At 61.5% G+C, this 22,759-nt stretch carries 26 protein-coding genes and 1 tRNA gene; 12 read left to right on the plus strand and 15 right to left on the minus strand.

The genetic code is table 11. The annotated features are described in order from the left end of the window. Positions 1-19 precede the first annotated feature (19 nt). The 5 genes from EN804_RS05720 to EN804_RS05740 all read left to right on the plus strand — a co-directional run bounded on the left by EN804_RS05720 (position 20) and on the right by EN804_RS05740 (position 3,702). Positions 20-544 (plus strand): N-acetyltransferase, encoded by a 525-nt coding sequence (locus EN804_RS05720; protein ID WP_127280713.1) that lies wholly within the window; start codon positions 20-22, stop codon positions 542-544. A 144-nt stretch (positions 545-688) separates the two neighbouring features. Beyond that, the gene (locus EN804_RS05725; RefSeq protein ID WP_127280714.1) at positions 689-1,450 is read left to right on the plus strand and encodes a 3-hydroxyacyl-CoA dehydrogenase; all 762 of its coding nucleotides are present in this window, start codon (positions 689-691) and stop codon (positions 1,448-1,450) included. 76 nt (positions 1,451-1,526) lie between these two features. Next, a complete protein-coding gene (locus EN804_RS05730) occupies positions 1,527-2,297 on the plus strand; it encodes a HugZ family protein (RefSeq protein WP_135918834.1) in 771 nt (256 codons plus the stop codon). A 164-nt stretch (positions 2,298-2,461) separates the two neighbouring features. Next, a complete protein-coding gene (locus EN804_RS05735; RefSeq protein WP_127280947.1) occupies positions 2,462-2,806 on the plus strand; it encodes a metalloregulator ArsR/SmtB family transcription factor in 345 nt (114 codons plus the stop codon). Positions 2,807-2,907: 101 nt separating this feature from the next. Then, complete coding sequence (locus EN804_RS05740; RefSeq protein ID WP_127280946.1) at positions 2,908-3,702, plus strand: RNA methyltransferase; 795 nt, start codon at positions 2,908-2,910, stop codon at positions 3,700-3,702. A 50-nt stretch (positions 3,703-3,752) separates the two neighbouring features. Here the strand turns inward: EN804_RS05740 and EN804_RS05745 are convergent, their stop codons facing one another. Both EN804_RS05745 and EN804_RS05750 read right to left on the minus strand, forming a co-directional pair. Then, on the minus strand, positions 3,753-4,907 hold the full coding sequence (locus tag EN804_RS05745) for a hypothetical protein (RefSeq protein WP_135918835.1): 1,155 nt from the start codon (positions 4,905-4,907) through the stop codon (positions 3,753-3,755). Between the two features lie 156 nt (positions 4,908-5,063). Then, positions 5,064-5,600 (minus strand): EipA family protein, encoded by a 537-nt coding sequence (locus tag EN804_RS05750; RefSeq protein WP_245458768.1) that lies wholly within the window; start codon positions 5,598-5,600, stop codon positions 5,064-5,066. A 387-nt stretch (positions 5,601-5,987) separates the two neighbouring features. Between EN804_RS05750 and EN804_RS05755 the strand changes: the two genes are divergently transcribed. Beyond that, positions 5,988-6,617: a histidine phosphotransferase family protein gene (locus EN804_RS05755; RefSeq protein WP_135915160.1), complete on the plus strand. Its 630-nt coding sequence runs from the start codon at positions 5,988-5,990 to the stop codon at positions 6,615-6,617. A gap of 247 nt (positions 6,618-6,864) precedes the next feature. Beyond that, positions 6,865-7,233 carry a response regulator gene (locus EN804_RS05760; protein WP_135881250.1) on the plus strand — a complete coding sequence of 123 codons (369 nt, stop codon included), beginning with the start codon at positions 6,865-6,867 and terminating at the stop codon, positions 7,231-7,233. A gap of 129 nt (positions 7,234-7,362) precedes the next feature. On the opposite strand, the gene ctrA is transcribed toward EN804_RS05760, so the two are convergent. Then, entirely contained in the window at positions 7,363-8,058 is a 696-nt protein-coding gene (ctrA, locus tag EN804_RS05765) for a cell cycle two-component system response regulator CtrA (RefSeq protein ID WP_006203583.1), read from the minus strand. A 451-nt stretch (positions 8,059-8,509) separates the two neighbouring features. Here ctrA and EN804_RS05770 point away from each other — a divergent pair, with 451 nt between their 5' ends. Continuing rightward, a complete protein-coding gene (locus EN804_RS05770) occupies positions 8,510-8,887 on the plus strand; it encodes a flagellar export protein FliJ (protein ID WP_027146385.1) in 378 nt (125 codons plus the stop codon). A 109-nt stretch (positions 8,888-8,996) separates the two neighbouring features. Here EN804_RS05770 and EN804_RS05775 read toward each other — a convergent pair whose 3' ends face one another. After that, complete coding sequence (locus EN804_RS05775) at positions 8,997-9,395, minus strand: helix-turn-helix domain-containing protein (RefSeq protein WP_135918836.1); 399 nt, start codon at positions 9,393-9,395, stop codon at positions 8,997-8,999. 87 nt (positions 9,396-9,482) lie between these two features. Here EN804_RS05775 and EN804_RS05780 point away from each other — a divergent pair, with 87 nt between their 5' ends. Then, positions 9,483-10,409, plus strand: coding sequence for an NADP-dependent oxidoreductase (locus EN804_RS05780; protein ID WP_135865474.1), 927 nt, complete (start codon positions 9,483-9,485; stop codon positions 10,407-10,409). Positions 10,410-10,479: 70 nt separating this feature from the next. Here EN804_RS05780 and EN804_RS05785 read toward each other — a convergent pair whose 3' ends face one another. Next, on the minus strand, positions 10,480-10,755 hold the full coding sequence (locus EN804_RS05785) for a DUF1153 domain-containing protein (protein WP_006203587.1): 276 nt from the start codon (positions 10,753-10,755) through the stop codon (positions 10,480-10,482). 289 nt (positions 10,756-11,044) lie between these two features. Between EN804_RS05785 and mnmA the strand changes: the two genes are divergently transcribed. Then, positions 11,045-12,235 (plus strand): tRNA 2-thiouridine(34) synthase MnmA, encoded by a 1,191-nt coding sequence (mnmA, locus tag EN804_RS05790; RefSeq protein WP_135918837.1) that lies wholly within the window; start codon positions 11,045-11,047, stop codon positions 12,233-12,235. Positions 12,236-12,329: 94 nt separating this feature from the next. Here the strand turns inward: mnmA and EN804_RS05795 are convergent, their stop codons facing one another. Continuing rightward, positions 12,330-13,289 carry a Gfo/Idh/MocA family oxidoreductase gene (locus tag EN804_RS05795; protein WP_127869816.1) on the minus strand — a complete coding sequence of 320 codons (960 nt, stop codon included), beginning with the start codon at positions 13,287-13,289 and terminating at the stop codon, positions 12,330-12,332. A 239-nt stretch (positions 13,290-13,528) separates the two neighbouring features. Here EN804_RS05795 and EN804_RS05800 point away from each other — a divergent pair. Further along, positions 13,529-13,605, plus strand: a tRNA-Met gene (locus EN804_RS05800). A gap of 148 nt (positions 13,606-13,753) precedes the next feature. Beyond that, positions 13,754-14,944 carry an integrase arm-type DNA-binding domain-containing protein gene (locus EN804_RS05805; protein WP_135918838.1) on the plus strand — a complete coding sequence of 397 codons (1,191 nt, stop codon included), beginning with the start codon at positions 13,754-13,756 and terminating at the stop codon, positions 14,942-14,944. A gap of 284 nt (positions 14,945-15,228) precedes the next feature. On the opposite strand, the gene EN804_RS05810 is transcribed toward EN804_RS05805, so the two are convergent. The 9 genes from EN804_RS05810 to EN804_RS05845 all read right to left on the minus strand — a co-directional run bounded on the left by EN804_RS05810 (position 15,229) and on the right by EN804_RS05845 (position 22,755). Further along, positions 15,229-15,432, minus strand: a complete 204-nt coding sequence (locus EN804_RS05810; RefSeq protein WP_135918839.1) for a hypothetical protein — start codon at positions 15,430-15,432, stop codon at positions 15,229-15,231. Beyond that, on the minus strand, positions 15,429-16,820 hold the full coding sequence (locus EN804_RS37900) for a DNA cytosine methyltransferase (protein WP_135918840.1): 1,392 nt from the start codon (positions 16,818-16,820) through the stop codon (positions 15,429-15,431). The genes EN804_RS05810 and EN804_RS37900 overlap by 4 nt, the downstream gene beginning before the upstream one ends. Before the next feature lie 66 nt (positions 16,821-16,886). Continuing rightward, positions 16,887-17,363, minus strand: coding sequence for a hypothetical protein (locus EN804_RS05820; RefSeq protein WP_135918841.1), 477 nt, complete (start codon positions 17,361-17,363; stop codon positions 16,887-16,889). 283 nt (positions 17,364-17,646) lie between these two features. Next, on the minus strand, positions 17,647-19,068 hold the full coding sequence (locus tag EN804_RS05825) for an SNF2-related protein (protein ID WP_135918842.1): 1,422 nt from the start codon (positions 19,066-19,068) through the stop codon (positions 17,647-17,649). Then, positions 19,065-19,400: a hypothetical protein gene (locus EN804_RS05830; protein ID WP_135918843.1), complete on the minus strand. Its 336-nt coding sequence runs from the start codon at positions 19,398-19,400 to the stop codon at positions 19,065-19,067. Before EN804_RS05830 ends, EN804_RS05825 begins: the two co-directional genes overlap by 4 nt. Positions 19,401-19,402: 2 nt before the next feature. Continuing rightward, the gene (locus tag EN804_RS05835) at positions 19,403-19,618 is read right to left on the minus strand and encodes a hypothetical protein (protein WP_135918844.1); all 216 of its coding nucleotides are present in this window, start codon (positions 19,616-19,618) and stop codon (positions 19,403-19,405) included. After that, a complete protein-coding gene (locus EN804_RS05840; RefSeq protein ID WP_135918845.1) occupies positions 19,615-21,651 on the minus strand; it encodes a DNA polymerase domain-containing protein in 2,037 nt (678 codons plus the stop codon). Before EN804_RS05840 ends, EN804_RS05835 begins: the two co-directional genes overlap by 4 nt. Before the next feature lie 9 nt (positions 21,652-21,660). Next, positions 21,661-21,993, minus strand: coding sequence for a hypothetical protein (locus EN804_RS37030; protein ID WP_145972886.1), 333 nt, complete (start codon positions 21,991-21,993; stop codon positions 21,661-21,663). Positions 21,994-22,056: 63 nt separating this feature from the next. Beyond that, positions 22,057-22,755 carry an ssDNA-binding protein gene (locus tag EN804_RS05845; protein WP_135918846.1) on the minus strand — a complete coding sequence of 233 codons (699 nt, stop codon included), beginning with the start codon at positions 22,753-22,755 and terminating at the stop codon, positions 22,057-22,059. Between the last annotated feature and the right edge of the window lie 4 nt (positions 22,756-22,759).

Raw genomic sequence — 22,759 nt, forward strand, 5'->3', positions numbered from 1 at the left:
CTACCGGAACGCAAAGACCATGAGCCTTGCCGACGTGAAGTACCTGCCGGAAACCCCGGCGCACGATCCTGAAATCGAAGCAATCAATGACGAGGCCTTCGGGCCCGGCCGTTTCGTGCTGGCCGCCTACAAGATCCGCGAGGCCGGTGGGCATGAGCGTGCTCTGTCCTTTGTCGCGGTCGACGGCGACCTCGTCGTCGCCTCGGTGCGCATGACGCGCATAGCGGCCGGTGCCGGCCGGGCGCTGATGCTTGGGCCGCTCGCGGTACGGCCCGCCTTCAAGAATCTCGGCATCGGCCGCCGGCTGGTGGCGATCGCACTGGAGGCCGCCGCCAAGGCCGGTGCACCCGCCGTGATCCTGGTCGGCGACGAGCCTTATTACGGGCCGCTCGGCTTCAAGCGCATACCGCGCGGCCAGATTTCGATGCCGCGGCCTGTCGACCTCGACCGGCTGCTGTCGCATGAGATCACGCCAGGCGCGGTGGCCAGGCTTTCGGGCGAGGTCGGCCACGCCAGCCAGGCCAGGATCGTCGAGCACGCCTGAAGCAGCTTCGCGAAGGGTATGAACGGGGCTGCGTTCGCCGTTTCTGCAAGACGGCGAACTGCTCCATCTTGACCTCGTCGGTCGATCCGGGCCTGATCCGTCCCCGTCTCATAGGAAGCCCGTTCTCACAGGAAGGATGACACCATGAATCCCAGCGGCCAGATCGCGATCGTGACCGGCGGCGGCTCCGGCCTTGGCGAGGCAACCGCGCGCGCGCTTGCCGCCAAGGGAGCCCGTGTCGCCATCCTCGATGTCGGCATCGAGCGCGCGGCCAAGGTCGCGGCCGAGATCGGCGGCATCGCCGTCCGGTGCGACGTCGCGAGTGCCGACAGTGGTGCCGCCGCCCTCGCCGATGTCGCCGCCAAGCTGGGCGAGCCCCGCATCCTGGTCAATTGCGCGGGCATCGCCATTGGCGTGAAGACGATCGGCAAGGACGGCCCGCATCCGCTCGACCAGTACCGCAAGGTGATCGAGGTCAATCTGATCGGCACCTTCAACATGATCCGCCTGGTTGCCGACCGCGCCGCCAAGCTCGAGCCGCTGCAGGGCGGCGAGCGCGGCGTCATCGTCAACACCGCCTCGGTCGCCGCCTATGACGGCCAGATCGGCCAGGCGGCCTATTCCGCCTCCAAGGGCGGCGTGGTCGGCATGACGTTGCCGGTGGCGCGTGATCTCGCCCGTTCCGGTATCAGGGTCTGCACCATCGCGCCCGGCATCTTCAAGACGCCGATGATGGCCGGCATGCCGCAGGACGTGCAGGATTCGCTGGGCGCCGCGGTGCCCTTCCCCTCACGCCTCGGCGAACCTTCCGAATATGCCGCACTTGCCCTGCACATCATCGAAAATCAGATGCTGAACGGCGAAACCATCCGCCTCGACGGCGCCATCCGCATGGCGCCGAAATAGTGCGAGCCGAAGTTGGCGGAAGACCGAATCCGGCCGGCAACACCGACAAGCGAGACAAATTGTGGCGAGCGCTTCGATGCAGCGAAATCAAGATAGGGATGTGATCCGAGAGACCGACGCCGAGGCGATCCGGTTGGCGAAAACGCTTCTGCGCAGTGCCCGCTTCGGCGCCCTGGCGGTGCTGGAACCACGGACCGGGGCGCCGCTGGCGAGCCGGGTCGGCGTCGCGACCGACATCGACGGCGCGCCGCTCATTCTGGTGTCGATGCTCGCGGCGCACACGTCGGCCCTGCTTGCCGATCCGCGCTGTTCCCTGCTGCTTGGCGAACCCGGCAAAGGTGATCCGCTGGCGCATCCGCGGCTGACGCTGGTCTGTCAGGCATCGCGGCTGGAGCGCGGCTCGCAGGCGCATGCCCGCGCCGAGCGCCGCTATCTCAACCGCAATCCCAAGGCGAGCCTCTATGCCGGGCTCGGCGACTTTTCGATCTTTCGCCTGGAGCCGCAACGCGCCAGCCTCAACGGCGGGTTCGGCAAGGCCTATCTGCTCGAACGGGCCGACCTCCTCACCAATGGGCCCATCATCGAGGAACTTGCCGGAAGCGAACAATCGGCCGTCGAGCACATGAATGCCGACCATCTCGACGCGATCGCCATCTATGCCCGTCATTTCGCCAAGGCACCTGGTGATGGCTGGACGATCGCCGGTTTGGACGCCGATGGCATGGATCTGGTGTCGGGGGACAATGTCTGCCGGGTATTCTTCCCGCAACCGCTGGTAAAGGCTTCGGAATTACGTCCCGCCCTGGTCGAAATGGCCAGGATCGGCAGGGCCGCATCGGAGGCATAAGACGAAACTAAATTGCATTTGATCAAAAGCAACCCTTGAGATTTGAAAGAAATGTTCTAGGCTTAGCTGTGGTGCTGACTCGTCGGCACCTTCACAAGTGAATTTATGGATTCAGGCACCATTGCCCCCATGGCGCCTCGATGAGCAAACAGCATGGGGCATCAATGGTCTCGACAAAGCTAATCGCGAACGCCGAATCGGCTGCCGAATTTCTGATGCTGATGGGCAACGAAAAACGGCTGTTGATCATGAGCTATCTGATCGACGGTGAAATGTCGGTCGGCGCCATCGCCGAAAAGGTGATGCTCAGCCAATCCGCCCTCTCGCAGCACCTGGCCAAGTTGCGGGCGCTCGACCTCGTGGACACCCGCCGCGATCGTCAGATGATCTACTATTCCTGCAAATCCGATGCGGTGCGCGAACTGCTCGCCGTGCTGGACGGCATCTTCGGCAGCAGCAAGGAAGATCTGTCCCAGATGGCGCAGAGATTGCGCCGCGCGGGGACTTGACCGGACGCTGCCGCGGCCGTTTACCTCGCTGACGATTTCCGGAGCGTGGCTCATGTGTCTTTCGCGGCACACGAGCCACGCTCTTTATTGTTGAGCGGGACATGGACCCAATTCGCATCGACGATCCACGCGACCCACGTGTCGCGGCCTATCTTGATATCCGCGAGCGCGACCTGGCCGGCCGGCAAGGCCGCTTCGTCGCAGAAGGCAAGGTGGTGCTCGACCTGCTTTTGTCGTCGAGCCGCTTCAGCGCCGAATCCATCCTGGTCTTGGAAAACCGGCTTGGCGGCCTGGAGGACATACTGCGCAAGACACGAACGGACCTGCCGGTCTATGTCGTCGCCGGCGCGGTGATGGACGCGATCGCCGGATTCCACATGCATCGCGGCATCCTGGCCATCGGCCGCAAGGAGACACCCCTGCCGTCTGGGTCATTGCTGGATGCCTTGCCCGCTCAAGCCCTGGTCGTGGTGCTTGTCGGCATCGCCAACCATGACAATATGGGCTCGATCTTCCGCAACGCCGCCGCTTTCGGCGCCGATGCGGTGTTGATGGACGCGACATGCTGCGATCCGCTGTACCGCAAGGCGATCCGGGTTTCGGTCGGCGCCGCGCTCAAGATCCCTTTCGCGTCCTTCGCCGACACGGCGGACTTCACGGCGGATCTCGATCGGCGGGGTTACGACCAGTTCGCGCTGTCGCCGCGCGGCCGGATCGACATACGCGATGCACGGCGCGGCGAGCGCCTGGCGCTCTATCTCGGCACCGAGGGCGAAGGCCTGCCCGAAAGCCTGCTTGCCCGCTTGCAAACCGTGCGGATCACCATGTCGAATGGCTTCGACAGCTTGAACGTCGCTGCCGCCTCGGCCATCGCCCTGCATCATTTCTCGCGCTGACGGGCGCCGTCTGAGGCCAAGACGCCGGCAGGCCGCCAGCCCGCACCGCGTCAGTTGGCTTCCGCCTTCTGCAAGGCGCGCACGCGGTCGGCGAGACTGCGGTCGTGGCCGGCGGAGCGGTTGTCCTGCGGTGCCGCCAGCGCCTTGGCGATCGGTGAATCCGGTCCTTCGAGCTTGGCTGTCAGGTGGACGACCTCCGCCGCCAGTTCGTTCATCTGCTCACGCAGCGCGGCGCCATTGCCATTCGTCAAACCCGACGATGCCACAGCGCCGAGATCCGCCTTAAGCCGCTTGTTCTCCCGCGCCAGCGCCGTCAGCCTGGCCTCCAGCCGCTCGCGGTCGCTGTCGAGCTTGGCAATCGCGCGGTCCATGTCGTCGCGCTCGCCTGCCTCGTCATGCCGGTCCGACTCATCGGGCTTGCCAACCAGCCGCAAGGCTGGGGCGCCGTCCTCGGCTTTCGTTTTTTCCCGCAACCGCGCCAACTCCTTTTCGCGCCGATCAAGCTTGTCCTCACGGTCGGCGAGCGTTGCCAGCAGCCGCTCGACCTTCTTGTCGAGTTCGGCGGCCCTTTTCTTTTCGGCCTTCAAGGCATCGCGCGCGGCCTTGCTTTCGGCCGCGATCTCCTGGCCGCGCCGATCCGCTTCCTTGCGCTGGCCACGCAGCAGCGAGATGTCGCTGGCGAGCTTCTGCAATTCGGATTCGCGGGCCACCAGTTCGATCTGGCGGCTGCTGGAGGCAAAACTGGCGTCGTCATACATGCGCTCCAGCTTCTCGAGCTCGAGCGCCCGCCTTTCCAGCTTTCGTTCGGTTTCCTTGAGCCGCTCCGAAAGCTGATGCAGTTCCTCTTCGCGCCGCCGCAACGCTTCGCCCTTGGCGCCGAGTTCGGCGAGCGCGTGGTCCTTTTCCGCGCGCTCGACCGCGAGCCCCTTCAGCGCCTCGCGGCCCCGGTTGATCTCGACGAGCTGTTCGGCCACCTTTTCGCGCAGCGTCTTGACGTTGATTTCGAGCCGCCGCGTCGTCATGGCGTACTCGGCCCGGACCCGGTCCTTGTCGGCCTGGATCTCGGCTTGCGTCAGCGGGATGGAGGCCTCGATGCGCCTGCGGGTCAGGGCGACGGCGCGCCGCCAGACGGCCGGAGCCACCATCAGCGCCAGAAAGCCGGCACAGAGAAAGCCGAGGGCAAAGAACAGGACCGACTGAACCAAAGGACTACCCGTTATCGACGACAACTTGGAAGGCTGGACTGTGCCATCTTGGCATGGCGGAAATCCGGCACCGCGGCAAGGGCTTGCCGCGGCTCATTCGGGGCGTGGGCTCGGGAATCCGGTCAAACTGTCCGCGATTCGATCATGTTGGACAGATCAGAACGGGTTCCAGGTCGCCCGCTCGGTCAGTTTCAGATAGCCGAGATTGACGCCGAGCCGGGCGCCGACGCCGGTACGGATCGGCACCAGCAGCACATTGTTGTTCTTCAGCACGTTGAAGCCGACACCCGCCACCACATAGGCCGAACCGGCGACGCCGCCATAGCGATTGTAGAGGTTGCCGACATCGTCGAGATTGTAGACCAGCATCATCACGCGTGACCCCTCGCCGCCGAAATCCCAGCCCAGCGACGGGCCTTGCCAGAACACTTTGTGATCGCCGGCATTCTTGGTGTAGAGCGTGCCTTCGCCATAGGTCAGGCCGCCGATCAGCGCACCGGATCCCTCCTCGCCGAGCAGATAGCCATTGGGCAGACCGTAGGAGGCGAAAATCTTCTCCACGACGGTGGCCAACCCGCCCGACGTCGCGCCGAAGAACTTGTGGCCGGAATCGATAATTTCCTGAGCGGTGTACTCCTGGGCCCGCAAGGGCGATGTCGTGAAGACGAGAACGCCCATGAGCGTGATCGCCATTGAGAGGACGCGGAGAAAACTCCGGTCATAGAATCGGGAAAACATGCTTCCAATCTCCGTCATGAAGCACTTTCGCCGACGCCTCGCATCCGTACGGCTCTTTTTAGGCGGCCGTTAAGGATGACTGTTAGGGGCAAACTATGCCGTAATCCTTTTTCAACCATTAAATTCCCACATGAAGATGGCGGTTCGAAGGCTGTTTGGGGAGCGCGCGGGGCCGGCAGCCTGGGCGAACACGCCATTTGCCCCGACGACAATCTTGGATTTGTTGCTGTACGAACGAGTGCTGTGTATTCAGAAAGCCTCGGGTTGGAACGTGATTCGTGTGGGTAGCGCGATAGCAGGTCGCCCGGTCACGACTAGTGGAATTTGCAGGGATTTTCACCGATGGCCGATCTGTTCACCCTCACCGCCCCCGATCTGGCGGCGCTCTTGTGCAGCCGCGTCTGCCACGACATCATCTCGCCGGTCGGCGCGATCAACAACGGGCTTGAACTGCTCGACGAAGGTGGTGCCGACGAAGACGCCATGCGGCTGATCCGCCAGAGCGCAAAGAACGCCTCCGCCCGTTTGCAGTTCGCCCGGATCGCCTTCGGCGCCGCCGGCTCGGCCGGCATGATGATTGACACCGGAGATGCCGAGGCCGTCGCCATCGCCTTCCTCAAGAACGAAAAGCCGGAATTGGTCTGGAACGGCATCCGCGCGCTGCTGCCCAAGAACAAGGTCAAGCTGCTGCTCAACCTGCTCCTGGTTGCCAATGCCGCCATTCCGCGCGGCGGCAAGCTGGTGGTGACGCTCGAAAATCTCGAAGCCGAGCCGCGTTTTTCGCTTTCGGCCAGCGGGCCGATGCTGCGTGTGCCGCCGAAATTCCTCGAACTGCATTCCGGTCACAAGCCGGAGGAGCCGATCGACGCGCATTCGGTGCAGCCCTATTACACGCTGCTGCTGGCCCGCGAGGCCAACATGACGATTTCGATCCATGCGACGGCTGAAGAAATCGTCCTTTCGGCGGCCTGAAATCGACGCTGGCAGCGCGATCGAACAAAGTATTTCAATCTGAAATATTTCATTGACGCCCCAATCGGGGTGCGATGAACTTTGCCTGCGCGGCAACGCCGAAGCATCCGCAAGGAAAAGCGCGTCGAACGGTATCTTTGCAAAAATTTTACCTAACGGCTTTTCGGCTTCTTTACCAGATCGGTCTAGGCTACGCCGCAGATGCCCCGCACGACCGGATTGCCAAAGGGCAAAGAGGACCCGGAAAATGAAACGCTGCATGTTCGTCGACGATTCAAGCGTCATCAGGAAGGTCGCTAAACGCATCCTGGGCGGTTCCGACATGATGGTCATCGAGGCAGCCAGCGGGCTTGACGCACTGGAGATGTGCGCGGCCGACATGCCCGACATCATCGTCGTCGACGGCGCCCTGCCGGACATGCAGGCGATCGACCTCATCCGGCGCGTGCGCGCCATGGAAAGCCCGATCAAGCCGCAGATCCTGATCTCGCTGGTCGAACTCGATATCGCGTCGATCATGCGCGCCAAGCGCGCCGGCGCCCAGGGCTATCTGTTTAAGCCCTTCAATCGCCCGCAACTGCTCGAGCGCTTTCGCGCCTTGAAGATCGCTGCCTGAACGCTGTTCCAGGAGAACCGCGGCGGCCTGCCGTCTGTCCGGCAGTGCGCAAAAACAAATGATCATCGGCCTACAATGCAAAAACCCGGCCATGGCCGGGTTTTTTTAGAAAAGCTCTGCCGGCTGCGCTCAGGCGCTGACGCGGATGTCTTCCGGTTCGCGCAGCACATAGCCGCGACCCCAGACGGTCTCGATGTAGTTCTGGCCACCGGAAGCGGCGTCGAGCTTCTTGCGCAGCTTGCAGATGAAGACGTCGATGATCTTCAGTTCCGGCTCGTCCATGCCGCCATAGAGGTGATTGAGGAACATTTCCTTGGTGAGCGTGGTGCCCTTGCGCAGCGAGAGCAGCTCCAGCATCTGGTATTCCTTGCCGGTCAGGTGCACGCGCTGGCCACCGACCTCGACGGTCTTGGCGTCAAGGTTGACCACCAGATCGCCCGTGGTGATGACCGACTGGGCGTGCCCCTTGGAGCGGCGCACGATGGCATGAATGCGCGCCACCAGCTCGTCCTTGTGGAACGGCTTGGTCATGTAGTCGTCCGCGCCGAAGCCGAGGCCGCGTACCTTGTCCTCGATGCCAGCCATGCCGGAGAGGATGAGGATGGGCGTCTTTACCTTGGAGAGGCGAAGCGTTCTCAAGACCTCGTAGCCGGACATGTCGGGCAGGTTGAGGTCGAGAAGGATGATGTCGTAGTCGTAGAGCTTGCCCAGATCGACACCCTCTTCGCCGAGGTCCGTCGTATAGACATTGAAACTTTCCGATTTCAGCATCAGCTCGATGCTTTGTGCGGTTGCACTGTCATCTTCTATCAGCAGAACACGCATTTCATTCCCCTTTTCTGCCGCCGGACCATTTCACGACCCGTCCTGCCCCGGAGCAGTGGTTGCCTTGTAGAGAGGCTGCCATCGAATGGTTAACAAAACCTAATTTCCCGTTCATTACGGTATCAGATTTTTTAACCCCTTTCTACACCCTCTTGAATCTAATAACGAATCACAGACCAAAATTCCTAATGCGACACATTAATAACCTGGACTAAGTGACTCCAGGGACTCATCGACGCGGCTTCGCTTCGGCGGCCGGAATTTTTACCCGGCCTTAAGCCCTGACCCGTATGATTAACAATGCCCGTAAACGAATTGTTACCGCCGGCAAAAAACTTTAGGGTTTTGTTTCCCATAGTGCGGGGAAAGCCGGTGGATACGGGCAGTGCTTGGGCCTTTCCAAGTGGTTTGGACGATATGTGCGGGTGTGCGTTTCCGGGAGTACCGAATCATGAAGTCACGTGAAAACCTCGTCCGGCTGAAGCAGTTTCAGGTGAATGAGAAGCGGCGGCAGATGCTGCAGCTCGACATGATGATCGCCGAGTTCGAGCGCATGGCCGTCGAACTGGAGCTTCAGATCACCGCCGAGGAAAAGAAAGCCGGCATCACCGATATCAACCATTTCGCCTATCCGACCTTCGCCAAGGCGGCGCGTCTGCGCCGCGACAATCTCAGGAACTCGCAAGGCGACCTCGCCCAGCAGCGAAGCGCCGCCGAATCATTACTCGGCGAAGCTGAAGCGGAGCTTTCCAAGGCTGAGATGCTGGAATCGCGCGATACCAAGATTCGCGAGGCCGAAACCGGCGGCCGCAGCGCCATGATCGGCTGAACCGGCCGACATCGGCGCTATTCGGCACGCGCACAAGCGCGCCCGCTGTCGGGACGGCAACCTGAACCAGCGCCGGCTGGCGCCGCGAAGTGCTGCTGGCGCACAAGACCTAGGCCGCCCAGTCCGCCTCATTTCCGTTGGTCGCCCTTGCCCGGGCATCCTTGATATCGGGCGCATGCTGCTCCGCCCACGATCTGATCTGGGTAAGCAGTTCCGCCAGGTTCTGGCCGAGCTCGGTCAGTTCATATTCCACGTGTGGCGGAATGACCGGATAGACCTCTCGCCGCACCAGGCCGTCACGTTCCAGCACTCGCAAGGTCTGGGTCAGCATCTTGGGCGTGATGCCTTCGAGCTTGCGGGCAAGCGCACCATTGCGCATCCGGCCTTTGCGCAGCGCGCAGACAACCAGATAGACCCATTTGCTGGCCAGCATTTCCAAAACGGTGTGCGACGGACATGTCCGCCGGAACGCGTCATAGCCTAAGGGGGAGTCGCAATCACTATCCATGAGGTACCTATGTATCAATAAGGTGCATACTAGACAATAGCTCCTTACTCTCCAAATGATAGTGGCATCGATCAGCAGGAGAGATTCATGCGTGCCGTTACCCAGAATGCCGTCGGCGGACCCGACGTTCTTGTCATCGCCGAATTGCCCGATCCCACGCCGAAGGCCGGCGAGGTGCTGGTCCGCGTCAAGGCGGCCGGCATCAATCCCGTCGATGGCGCGGTGCGCGCCGGCTACTATCCGCTGCTCGGCGAGCCGCCTTTCATCCTTGGCTGGGATATTTCGGGGACGGTCGAGGCCCTGGGCGCCGGCGTCACCAGCTTCAAGGTCGGCGACGACGTGTTCGGCATGCCGCGCTTTCCCAAGCAGGCCGCGGCCTACGCCGAACTGGCGGTGGTGCCGGCCGATGAGATCGCGCCGAAGCCGAAGAGGGCGGACCACACCTGGGCCGGCGCATTGCCGCTGGCCGGTCTCACCGCCTGGCAAGGCCTTGTCCGCCATGGCGCACTGCAATCAGGCCAACGCGTGCTGGTGCACGCCGGAGCTGGCGGCGTTGGCCATCTGGCCGTGCAGATCGCCAAGGCGCGTGGTGCTTACGTCGTTGCCACGACCAGCCCGGGCAAGCTCGACTTCGTGCGCAAGCTGGGCGCCGATGAGGTGATCGACTACACCAAGGGTGATTTCACCAGCCAGATCAGCGACATCGACCTGGTGCTGGAGCCGCTGGGCGGCGACCATGCCGATCGCTCCCTGAAGGTGCTGAAGCCCGGCGGCGTGCTGGTGTCATTGCTCAATGTCAACGACGCCACGCGCGCCGACGCCAGTTCGCGCGATATCAGGGTCGAGCGCATGTCGGTGGTGCCCGACCGCGAGGGCCTGCTCGAGCTCGCTGGGTTGATCGACGCGCAAAAGCTTGCCGTCCACGTGGCCAGGACTTTTCCCCTCGACCAGGCGGGAGCCGCCCACGCCTTTCTCGCCACCAGGCCGATCGGCAAGGTGGCACTGACGATCTGAGCGGCGACACCGTCGCTCCGAAAGAAAAAGGGCGCGGCTTGCCGCGCCCTTTGATCGTAGTGAGGCCGGCCTAGTGCCGGTATTGCTGGATACGCGTGGTGCGCAGCCCGGCAAGGCCGTATTCGTCGATCGACGCTTGCCAGGACAGGAATTCCTCCGTGGTCAGCTTGTAGCGCTGGCATGCCTCTTCAAGGCTCAAAAGTCCGCCGCGCACCGCTGCAACCACTTCCGCCTTGCGCCGGATGACCCAGCGACGCGTGTTCGTCGGCGGCAGATCGGCAATCGTAAGCGGGCTGCCGTCAGGCCCGATAACATATTTGACTCTAGGTCTAACCAGATCGGTCATCGTACTCTCTACAAAAAACTCAAAGACCCAATCCCCGCCACGTTACCGCCACAGCTTTAAAAATTGCCTAAGCAGACCCTAATGACTAGGTAAGGATCGTGAACGCCGCGTTAGTCTTTTAGCGGGCATTTGAAATATGCGGCTGGAAGCCCTGTTTTGGCCGGGAGAAATGTATCCATTCGCAGCGTTCGCGACGCGCCGCCGGTCGCCCTGCAAGCTGGCGCAGCAGGAAAGCTTGACCTATATTCTCGACATTGGCATTCAGACGCCGCGTTAGAATGAAAGCACCATGAACAGCCTCGACCTTCCCGGACGCCCAGAAAACACCCGCATCGTCGTCGCCATGTCGGGCGGCGTCGATTCATCCGTGGTCGCCGGCCTGCTGAAGCGCGAGGGCTACGATGTCGTCGGCGTCACCTTGCAGCTCTATGATCATGGTGCGGCAACGCATCGGGCCGGATCATGCTGCGCCGGCCAGGACATCGACGATGCCCGCCGCGTCTCCGAGACGCTGGGCATTCCCCACTATGTGCTCGATTATGAGGAGCGGTTCCGCAAGGCGGTCATCGACCCCTTCGCCGAGAGCTATGTCGCCGGCGAAACGCCCATTCCTTGCGTTTCCTGCAACCAGACGGTCAAGTTCGCCGATCTCCTGGCCACGGCCAAGGATCTCGGCGCCGATGCGCTCGCCACCGGCCACTACATCCGCTCCGGCGCCAATGGTGGCCACCGCGCCCTCTACCGGCCGGTCGACGCCGACCGCGACCAGAGCTATTTCCTGTTCGCCACCACGCAGGCGCAGATCGACTATCTGCGCTTTCCGCTTGGCGGCCTGTCGAAGCCGCAGGTTCGCGCCATCGCCGAGGAGATGGGGCTGACGGTCGCCGCCAAGCAGGACAGTCAGGACATCTGCTTCGTGCCGCAGGGCAAATATTCCGACATCATCGCCAAGCTGAAGCCGGCCGCCGCCAATCCGGGCGACATCGTCCATATCGACGGCCGCGTGCTCGGCCGCCACGAGGGCATATTGCGCTACACGATCGGCCAGCGCCGTGGCATCGGCATCGCATCGGGCGAGCCGCTCTATGTCGTCCATCTCGATGCCGAGCGCGCCCGCGTCGTCGTCGGCCCGCGCGAGGCGCTGGAGACGCACAAGATCTATCTGCGCAACATGAACTGGCTGGGAGACGACGCACTCGCCGATGTTCCCGCTGGCGGCATCGAGTTGTTCGCCAAGGTGCGCTCGACCAGGCCGCCACGGCCGGCGGTGCTGCGCCACGAGGCAGGCGTGACCTCGGTCGAACTGGCCGATGGTGAATCGGGCATCGCGCCCGGACAGGCCTGCGTGCTCTATTCCGACGACGGCAACGAGGCCCGCGTCTTCGGCGGCGGCTTCATCGAGCGTTCCGAGCGCGGCGCCGAGGCCGAGGCGATGCTGAACCGGCTCGCCGCCAAGCCGGCGCGGGTGCCCGCCGAATAAACACCCTCTCAAAGACCGTTTCGAAATCCACTTTAGGCAGCCATCAGATGGCCGCCCCAGTAGAATTTCCAAACAGTAGAATTTCCGAACAGTCTCAGGATTTGGTGTGAGTGACGGTGCCAGCGGTCAGGATGCGCAGCACCCTGATCGCTTCCTCGCCGCTGGTGCGCGGTTCGGCGCGCGTCTCGATGCACTGGATGAAATGCTCCAGCTCGCGCGTCAGCGGCATGCCCTGGGCAACCGCGACATAGGACGGCTCGTTGGTGGTGAACGCCCACTGGCCGCTGTCCTGCCACACCGCGTGGCGGTAGACCGCAAGCTTACGCTCCCATGGCTCGACATCGTCGAACACAGCCATCGCCTTGGTACCGACCACGGTCAGCCGGCGCTCGCGATAGGGGTTGAGCCGCGACGTGAAGAGATGGCTGCGCAGCCCGTTGGGAAAGCGCATATGCAGGTGCGCGAAATCGCTGAGATTGTCGAGGAGGGCCGCCCCCTCGCCGCGCACCTCGATCGGCTCGGTGCCGGTGATGGCCAGGATCATCGACAGATCGTGCGGCGCCAGGTCCCATAGCGCATCGTTCTCGGTATGGAACTTGCCGAGCCCCAGCCGGTGCGAATGGATGTAACGGACCTCGCCGAGCTCGCCCTTGTCGATCAGCCCTTTCAGCGTCTCGAAGGCGGGATGGAAGCGCAGGACATGGCCGACCATGAATACACGCTTATTGTCCTTGGCCGCCTGCACCGAGCGCTCGGCATCGGCCACCGTCAGCGCGATCGGCTTTTCCACCAGCACGTCCTTGCCGTTCTCGACGGCGCGCACGGCGAGGTCGGCATGGAACTGCGGCGGCAAGGCCATGATGATGGCGTCGATGTCATCGCGCACGAACAACTGGTCCGGCTCGATCGCCAGGCAGTCCTGTTCGCTGGCGAAACCTTCGGCGCGGGCACGATTGGTGTCGGAAACCGCGTGCAACGCGCCGAGCGCCTTGAGGGTGCGGATGTGGTTTGAGCCCCAGTATCCGCAACCGAGGACTGCAATGCGCGGCTTCATCTGTTTCAAACTCTAAAAACTCGTGGCCGAGACATAGCGACGTGCCCCGTCGAACTCAACCCCGGCGGCCGCATCCAGGTGTTCGCGCGGCAAAGCTTTTCGCCATCGAGAATATGCGGCCCTATCGAATGCATCGAAGCTTGACAGGCTCGCCCTCCCAACCTTATATCCGCCCGACCTTGGCGAACGCCTCGAAATGCCTTGCGATTTAAGGCGGATTTCGGGCCTTTCGCCGCCCTGGCGGGGTAGCTCAGTTGGTTAGAGCACGGGAATCATAATCCTGGGGTCGGGGGTTCAAGTCCCTCTCCCGCTACCAGCCCTCTCTAGGGCCTCCAAAAAACCTAATAAAATCAATGGGACGCCCCTTCCTTGTGTCCCTATACGTCCCAATGCATCCCTTGATGTGGATTCATTTGTGGGTATGTTGGCCATCTGTCGAGTCCACAGTTGAGTAGATCGTAGCCATGCCTCTAACTGACATTCAGTGCCGGAACGCCAAGCCGAGCGGCGACGGATCGCTCGTGAAGCTCGCGGACGGTGGCGGCCTTTTCCTCGCCGTCACCCCGGCCGGTGGCAAGTACTGGCGCATGGCCTACCGGTTCGAGGGCAAGCAGAAGCTGCTCTCGATCGGCGAGTACCCTGACGTTGGGCTTGGGGATGCAAGGGCGCTGCGGGCTGCCAACAAGAGGATACTCGACAACGGCAAAGACCCTGCCGTGAACAAGGCCATCGCTGCCACGGGCGGCCCGGAGGCGTTCGAGACCGTTGCACGCGAATGGCTCGAAGCGCAGAAGGCCGCCTGGGTGCCAGAGCACTATCAACGCGTGCTTGGGCGCTTCGAGGCCGACGTGTTTCCCGAGATCGGCGCCATGCGCTGCCGCGACATCTCTGCGGCCAAGGTGCTGGAAGTCCTAAAGAAGGTCGAGCAGCGCGGCGCGCTCGATGTCACCAAGCGTATACGCCAGTCAATCGGCAAGGTGTTCCGCCTGGCCATCGCCACGGGCCGAGACGAGCGCAACCCCGCTGCCGACCTGGTGGACGCGCTCAAGGCCCGGCCGAAGGTCAAACATATGGCGGCGCTCGAAGCAGACGAGATCTGCGAGTTCATGAGCAAGTTGGCGGCCTACGACGGCGAACGGCAGACGCGCGTGGCCATTGAACTGATCATGCACACGATGCTCCGCACCAACGAGCTTCGCTTCGGCAAATGGACCGAGATCAAAGGCGACCATTGGCTCATCAGCGCCGAGCGCATGAAGATGTCTCGCGACCACAAGGTGCCGCTCAGTAGGCAGGCAAAGGCGTTGTTGGGCGAATTGAAGGCGATTGCCGGCAACTCGGAATGGATCGTCCCCGGTGCCGGCCGCGAGAAGCCGATCAGCCAGAACACGATGATCTTCGCGCTTTACCGGCTCGGATATCACAGCCGCCTCACGGTTCACGGCTTCCGGTCGACGGCATCGACGATCCTGAACGAGTCCGGCTTGTGGAGCCCCGACGCGATCGAGCGCCAGCTTGCGCACGTCCACGGCGACAAGGTGCGCTCTGCCTACAACCGTTCGGAATATTGGGCAGAGCGTGTCAGGATGATGGAGTGGTGGAGCAACTACCTGACCGAGCGCAATTCGAACGATCTGTCGGCGCTCCTGGCGTAAGTGCGGCTGGTGGTACTCACCCCATTTTTCCGCTGCGTTGTGACCAGCGGCACCGCGATCCAATCAGGTGATGAAAGCTTCGTCGCAGCGCTCACAGTGCGCTAAAATGAAACCTGGCGCTTCGCGGACAGACCTTGTGCGATCGTTCCCTTGGCATTTTGGGCATGGGCGCATTCCCCATTCCTTTGCGACCGTTCGACTTCCCATGCGCCACTGCCGCCAGTGGCTGACAGCGTAGCGCTTGTTGTAGCTTCGGATGTAGTCCGCTTCGGTGATTGCTCCCATCACCCCGCCCGCAGAATTTTGTCCAACGTATCTTTGCGAACCTGACCTCGAAGGTTGACATCGATACAGCCTACCGAGCGAGTTGGCCCTTGCGGGTACTTCGAATCGTCAATGACGCGAATGAAGTGCGAGTAGAAACCGCGTTGCTCGAACGGCCTAAAACCGGCAGCCTCGATCTCTGCCTTCGCGTCCTGTTTCTTCATGCGAGCAAATCCTCCAAACTCAGGCTGCCAGAAGCCACGTCAGCAACGGCTTCAAGTTCAATGGTACGATGTTCGAGGCAGGCGTCAATGAAATCGATCGTGGCTTCCGCGTCGATCGCGTTGCCGTAGGCTTTGAGCATCCCTTGGCGCGACTTGCCCGCATAGGGGCTGCCGCTGTCCACTCGGAAGGAAGCCCCATCAACCAGCGGGAATGATCCGGGTCTAATTGGCCGCCACTTCTCATCTCGGCAGAAGACCCAATCAGCATCTCGCCAGAAGCCGTTAGTCGGGCCGGGCCGAGGGTGCGAGCGATCTGATCCATACCCATCTCGTCCTTCCGCTCGCCTGAGCGGCTGCGAAAATTGTCCACGGCCGGCGTCGGCCAACCCGTCAAATGAACATCGATCCCCAATTCCGACGATTTGTCCGGCCGCTCCAAAAACCTGTCCGCCGCTTCCGACGATCTGCGGGCCATCTGCTCGTCCGCAGCTTTCGGAGTGGGCCAGCCGGTCAACGCTGCCGCGTGGTTCAGAGTGAACTGTATCTTCCCACCATTCTCGCGAGTCAGATTCAACAGGTCCTTCGGAGTTCGCCCACCGCTGCCCATGTTCGCGTCTGTCGTCGGCCAGCCGGCCAAGTTCGCCTGACGCGGCAACTGATCGAAGCGCTGCTTCCCGGTGTCCTCCCTCGGTGGCAAATCCTCCCCCGAATCCTTCCAGTCGCGGCTCGATGCCGTCGACCAGCCAGACAGCATCACCTGATCGTTCAGATTGGCCATCCCATGGCCCTCGGCCTTCTTCGCGGTGATGTAGTCCTCGCTGTGGGCCGGAAAGTGATCCCGTGCCTGCGGGGTCGCCCAATGCGCCTGCGGCAGGTCGAAGATCGTAGGCGTAGATTCGGAGGCGTTGGCGGATGTGCGGCGCCCCACTGCCCGCAGAGCAGGTATCGAGCGCCCCGATGGCATATCCCTCCGCTTCCATGTCAGTTTGTACAAGGTCGAGCCAACCAAGGCCGTCCTTGCTCGCAACCTGCTCTCCAAAGAAGCGCTCAGGGCGGCGCTCTCGGATGAGATGTAGGAGGGCTGGCCATAGGTGCCGCTCGTCATCCATCCCATCGCCTTTGCCTGCCGCGCTGAAAGGCTGGCAGGGGCATGATCCGGTCCACAGAGCAGTATCATCCGAGATGCCCGCGCGACGGAGGGCGTAACTCCAAACGCCGATGCCAGCGAAGAAATGAACTTGTCGGAATCCTCGGAGATCATCCCCTCGAATATCTTCAATGCTTCGTCGATCGACAATCCCAGGTGCGATATGGCCGAGCCGGATGAGGTTTTCGAGCCAGTCGGCGGCGTAGTCGTCGATCTCGTTGTAGAGAGCATAGGCGGTCATGGAAGCTCCGTTCAGGGAGCTTCACATTATCACGTTTACCGTGACTTTCAACTATAAACGTGAAAGTCACAATCTTTCGGAAAACGTCTTCACTTCCTTGAAGGCGTGCGTGTCGGCAAGGCGAACCTCATAGCTATCGCCCTTCCTGGTGCCAACCTTCTCGATCGTCTCCCAATCAAGCTCGTAAATGACAACTTGGAAGTTCGGCTGCGGCACGACGCCAAGCACGATCACATCGCTGCGGGCCTCTGTCGGCACCACGAAATAGCCGCCGCGCTCGCCGATGATGGCAGCAACGTGAAAGCGATAGTGCGCCCCACGGATGATCGCATAGAGGTTGACCTTGTTGGCCTGCGCCACGCCATCGTTTTCCTCGGGGAACGACGGGTGTCCGCCGCCGATCTGAATGAAGCCCGCGACCAGGTTCACCGCGCCGCCTGCAACCACGTTGTGCGTCTTGCGCTGCGCTTCCGACAAATCGGGCGCCCGGCCCGCTGACAGCCAGCCTTCGTCGATCTTGAGTATCTGCGCGAGCGCCTTCATCGCGGGATGGCGCGGCCTGGTCTCGCCTGCAAACCATTTGCGGACGGTCTCCTTCGCCACCTGCACCTTATGCTGTTCGAGCCTATCCACGAACCAGCCGAGGCGACCATGGTTCAACGGCGGGACATCGGGGTTGCCATCGCACGCCTGCTCCAAGCGGCGACCAAAATCAGGATGAGCTATATCTTTCAATTGTGTCTCCTTATCAAAATGTCCCCGAACCGCAATCAGTATCCTTTCCGCCGAATCTACAACGTGGAAATGTGCACATTATAAGTGAAAGTCAAGTGCGAAGCGTGAAATTTCGAATGATGCGATCTTGAGTGGCATCTCTGTCGTTGAGGATGGTTAAGGCCCGTTCGTCGTAGGTCCCCTCGGCGATGATTGGATAAATTAGCACTTGCTCACGTTGTCCCGGCCGTGGCAATCGCATGTTAGCCTGCATCCAAAGCTCCAATGAGAAAGTCAGCCCGTACCAGGCGGCCAAGTGCCCTCCATACTGCAAATTTGTGCCATGGCCAATGGATGCGGGATGCGCAAGGCCAAGTCTAATTTTGTTTTTATTCCAGTCGCTTACGAAATCCTTGCTCTCGTTTGCGACCACGGCGTGAGGATAACGTTTTCTAATGGCGTCCTTGTCGAACTTGAAGCCGTAGAAGACGAGTAGGTTTTCCCCTTGAGCGGTCTCGATCAGTTCGTCAAGCGCTTCCATCTTCGCGTCGTGGATATGCACCACTGAGCGATCTTCCTTGTACATATGGCCGTTGGCGAACTGCAGTAACTTATTCGCGAGCACCCCGTTCGAGACCGCCTCCACGTCGTATGGTTCACACAAAAGTGTCCGCTCGAATTCCCGGTAGTCGTGCATTGCCCGTTCCGGCAGCCGCACTTTCATCGGAACGAATTGCGCATCTTCGCAGACTTTTTCCTGCGGAATTGTGACGAGCAGGTCCTGCAGCCGTTCGAGAATGTCCGCCTCGGCACCAGGCTTCGGTTCGACCGTGTGGGTGTATTCATCCTTGTCAAACCAGCGCCGCTCGAACTCGGACTTGTCTCGGCCAAGCCGCTGCCCCTGATCGAGCAGATATGCCTGTGCCCAAAGATCGATCAGCCCCTTCGGCGCCGGGGTTCCCGTCAACTCGATCACGCGGCTGATTTTGCGCCGTGCGGTCGTCATGATCCCGAACCGGGTCTGATTGCCGCCCTTGCGGACCTTGTGGACGATCTTGCCCTCGGCGGTGACGGTCTTGACCTTCGCCGGCTTGGTGCGTCCCTCGCCGCTTTTCATGCGGGACGACTCGTCGATAACCACGGTGTCCCAATACCAGTTGTCGACCGTGCGTATCGTCTGAGCGAGCCAGGGCAGGTTCTCGAAGTTGATCGTGGTGATCTCGGCCCGGCGCTTTATCGCCGCCAGCCGTTCCTCGGGCTCGCCCACGGCGACGGCATAGGAGAGCGCGCGGGTGTGTCGCCAGGTGTTGATCTCATCTGGCCAGGTGTTCGCCGCGACGAAGCGGGGAGCGATCACGAGGACGTGCTGAACCTCGAAGCGGCTGAGCAGATCGTAGAGCCCATCGAGAGTGGCGCCGGTCTTGCCGCTGCCCATGCCGCTGATGATGAGCTTCGCCGGATCGCCCTTGACGATGCTCGAAATGATCCGCTGTGCGTTGCGCAGATCGGAGCGCTGACGGACGGGTGCGTTCATACGAGCAGGTCCGACATCTTGCTCTTGAGGAAGGCAATAGCGTCCTCGCCGGTATAGAACACATGCACCGTCACGCCCACGGCCGCGAAGCGCTTGAATTCTTCCTTCTGGCCTTCCGATAGCTTGCCGTCGCGCGAGGGCGTTTTGCCCTTCCGCTTCATCTCGATCAGGAACAGTTGGCCATAGCCGGCAAACAGGCGATCCGGCGCGCTGCGGCGACCGATCCACTGGAGCTTTCGCACCACCCAACCGTTGTTCTCGGCCCACGCCACCACGTCGAGTTCTTCATTTTGCTCGACGCGACGCTCGGTGAAGTCGAAATCGTCGAGCACCCTCACGCCGGCAGCGCCTGGCGCTGAGCAAGGAAGCTTTCGGAGGCTTGCCTGTTCATGAGCGCCTTGTTCTTATGGAGCGACCAGCGCGGCGACTGGTAGCCGGATCGTTCCCACGTCAGGGCTATCATTCTGTCGGCGAACGCTTCCTCACGAGCCCAATACGCGGCGTCTTGTTCAAGCTGTTCTGTCGTCCAGTACTTGCGGGCACTGCTCATGCTGCTAGGCTCCAAAGTGCGTAGAAAATGAAACGGTTCGCCTTCGTCAGACGGATCGGCTTGCGCGGCTCGACCTTGGGTCCGTAGAAGCCGAGATCGGAAAGCATTTCCTCGGCCTCGGCGATGTAGCGGTCATAGTCGATGTCGGCCGGAAACTCGTCGGGCAGCCTCATGCACTCAATGGCGCCGTCCGACTTCGGCACCTTGGCGAAGTTGCCCGTTGTCTCGTGCGGCTTGGCCTTGAAGATCGGCTCGCCGTCGAGCCCATAGTAAAACCGAACGGTCTTGCCCAAATACTCGCCGCGCCAGGTCGCGCCACCGGTTGCCTTGATGACCGTGACGAACTGCCGGATGTCGCGGCAGTTTCGGATGGTTTCCTCGACTGGCGTGCCGTTCTTGATTTTCGCCAGCGCCGCGTCCGAGCAGATCGTCGTCTGCGGGTTCTTCATCAACTGGCCGCGCACCGGATCGAAATCGTCGGGGTGCTCGCTCCACGGGTTGCCGAGCGGCCCTTTGCGCTTGTGCCCGCCGTCCTGCTTGATGGCGAAGTAGGAATTGACCGACTGGTTGTAGATCGCCTGGTACTGGCCGAATTCGAGATCGAGCGTGGTGTCGCGCTCCCACTGCTCGCAGATGTCGGCGAGCAGGGATGGCTTGAGACGGTCGCCGTCGAGCCCGGCGAAGTGCTCGCGCGGGCAATAGAACATCACGCCATCGGTGTTGCCGCTGACAACCTTGATGCCGGCGCGCTCGGCGCGCTCGATCAGCATCAGCAGCGTCAACTGACCGGTCAGCGTCACCGAGATCAGCAGGTGCGGCGCGTAGAGGATGCTGTGCCGGCTGCCGAGCTTTCCATACACACCGTTGAGCGCGATCTTGAAGCCCTTGTCCTTGACCTTGCAGCTTTCGAGTTCGGCTTCGAGCGCCTTTTTGCGGTCAGGGTCATTGACCTTTTTCAGTTCGTCCTTGATTTCCTTGGAGCGCTTTTTCGCTTTCAGGCGCTCGGCCTTGATCTCGCGATAGACTTCCAGGAAATGCGGCCCGAGGGCCTTCGGGTAGAGGCCGAGCAACAGGATGATGGCGGGATACTGCGACGCCACGTCGGCATCGACGAGCACATGCGTGTCGTTGGTTTGCAGGGCGCGATTGGCTTCCGTCGAATGCAGCCCGCCAATGCCCATCGTGTAGGTCGTGTCGCCGATGGTGACGGACGTTTCCGCCAGCCACTTCGGCATGTCCACCTTGCCCTCGTCGGTGATGGTGAAGTCCGTGTCGCGGAGCCGATCGAGGACCGACTGCAACTCGGGCGTCTCGAACTTCATGAATTCGGGGATGGGGTAGCGGAACGTCGTGCCGGCCTTGATCGAAGCCTTTTCCGGCCGGCTGCCGCTCAACTGCTCGACGCGCGTCTTGACGATCATTTCGCCGATCTGCGCGTCCGACTTGGACATGAAGTTCTTGCCGTACAGCGGCCCGAGCGCCCGGCGCAGTTCCAGTGGTTCCGCGAGCGCGTTCCAGAGGTTGTGCGTGGCGTCGAGATCGGAATGCAGGCAGTAGTTGCCGATGATGTCCATCTGCTCGGATGTCGGCCGTAGATCGGGGTCGAACGGCAAATCCTGCAACTGCTTGCCCTGCATCCGGCCATTGAGCGTCTTGAGGCTGGCAATGGCGTTCGGCTGCGGCTCGATCAGGTCGATATGCTTCTGCTTCAGGTCGAACGGAATGCGGATGCCGAGCAGGTCTTCAACCTCCCACCAGGGTACCCTGCCCTTGATGATGCGATCCGACGCCGCCTTCAATTTCTCGTTGGTCACGCTCTCGTCGAGCGAATACCAGAGCATCGGCAAATCGTAGGAGAGGCTGTTGAAGCCGACCGTCGTGTTACGCAGGAGCACGCTGCGGACATAGGCCCGGTCATAGTTCGGCTGGCGCCGGCTGAACTCGACGCCAACGCGCTTCCCGTCTTCCTCGCGCTTGAAGCCGATGTAGAAATAGTCGTGGAAGCACTCGATGTCGGTAAAGATTGTGCTCAAGGCGGACCCTCAGAGCCCGTCGAACGAAAGTGTGCCCTTCGCGGGCATGGCTTCGCCGCGCTCGATCTTTTGGGCGACTTCCAGGTTTGCCCTGGCTATATCGTGGGAGTTCGCGGCGTGCTGCATCTGCCGCTGTTTGCGGATGATGTAGGACATCAACGCAAGCTCCTTGGTAGGATATGCGTATCGCCTGCCCTCTGGATTTTTCAGGACGAACCGATCGACTCCATATTCGTCCAGAACGACGCATTTCGCGGTATGTCGAGCCACGGGCAGTTCCTGCAGAAATGGAACCTCGCCTGCCGTCCACGGGTCCACATACCGATAGTAAATTTCAACCATTTTGCGTGATTTTCCCGTAAAAAGTGAAAATGGGTGCGGCCGAAACCGCACCCAATTGCCGGATCAGATATCCAGATCGAAATCGTCCGACTTCGGCTTGCTCGATGTGCCCGAGGTCGAAGGGCCTTCGTCGAAGCTGTCGTCGGCTTCCAGCGTGTCGAAATCGTCGTCATCCACGTAGATGCCGCCGCCGCCGAGACGATCGCCGACCTGGCGCGAGCGAATTGCTTCGACCGAGCAGGTAATGCGCGGCGTGCCGCCGTTCTCGGTGCCGTACCACGACACGATCACGTCGCCGTAGGTTCCATTGTAGACGACTTCGGGGATTTCGCTGACTTCGATGACGCGCTTGTTGCGATCGCGAATCTGCGGGCGCTTGAGGCCACCACTCGGCCCCTTCGCACTGACGACAATGTTGCCTTCGTAACCCTTGTAGATTTCGCCGGCATCCGTCTTGAACCGATCGCCCTTCTTGAAGGAAAGGTTATCGGGCTTGTCATCCCACAACTGCTTCCACCAGTCCTCTGGCTTCTTGAACTCGCGTCCCGCAGCCTTCATCGCGGAGATGCAGGCGGCCTTGTTGCTGTCGTAGTCCGGCGTGCCCTTTTCGAGAATGAAATTGGCGCCGTGCTTCGGCTTTGCATTCGGGTCCTTGTTCTTCTTCGGCAGCGACGCTGTATGCAGCGAGTCTGCGAAGGAGATGCGGACGTTCGTCAAGGTGACGGTTCGGCCGGTTTTGTCTTTCTCGTTTACTTTTCCCATGGTC

Origin of the sequence: Mesorhizobium sp. M8A.F.Ca.ET.161.01.1.1 (assembly GCF_004792105.1) — a bacterium.
Taxonomy (GTDB): Bacteria; Pseudomonadota; Alphaproteobacteria; order Rhizobiales; family Rhizobiaceae; genus Mesorhizobium.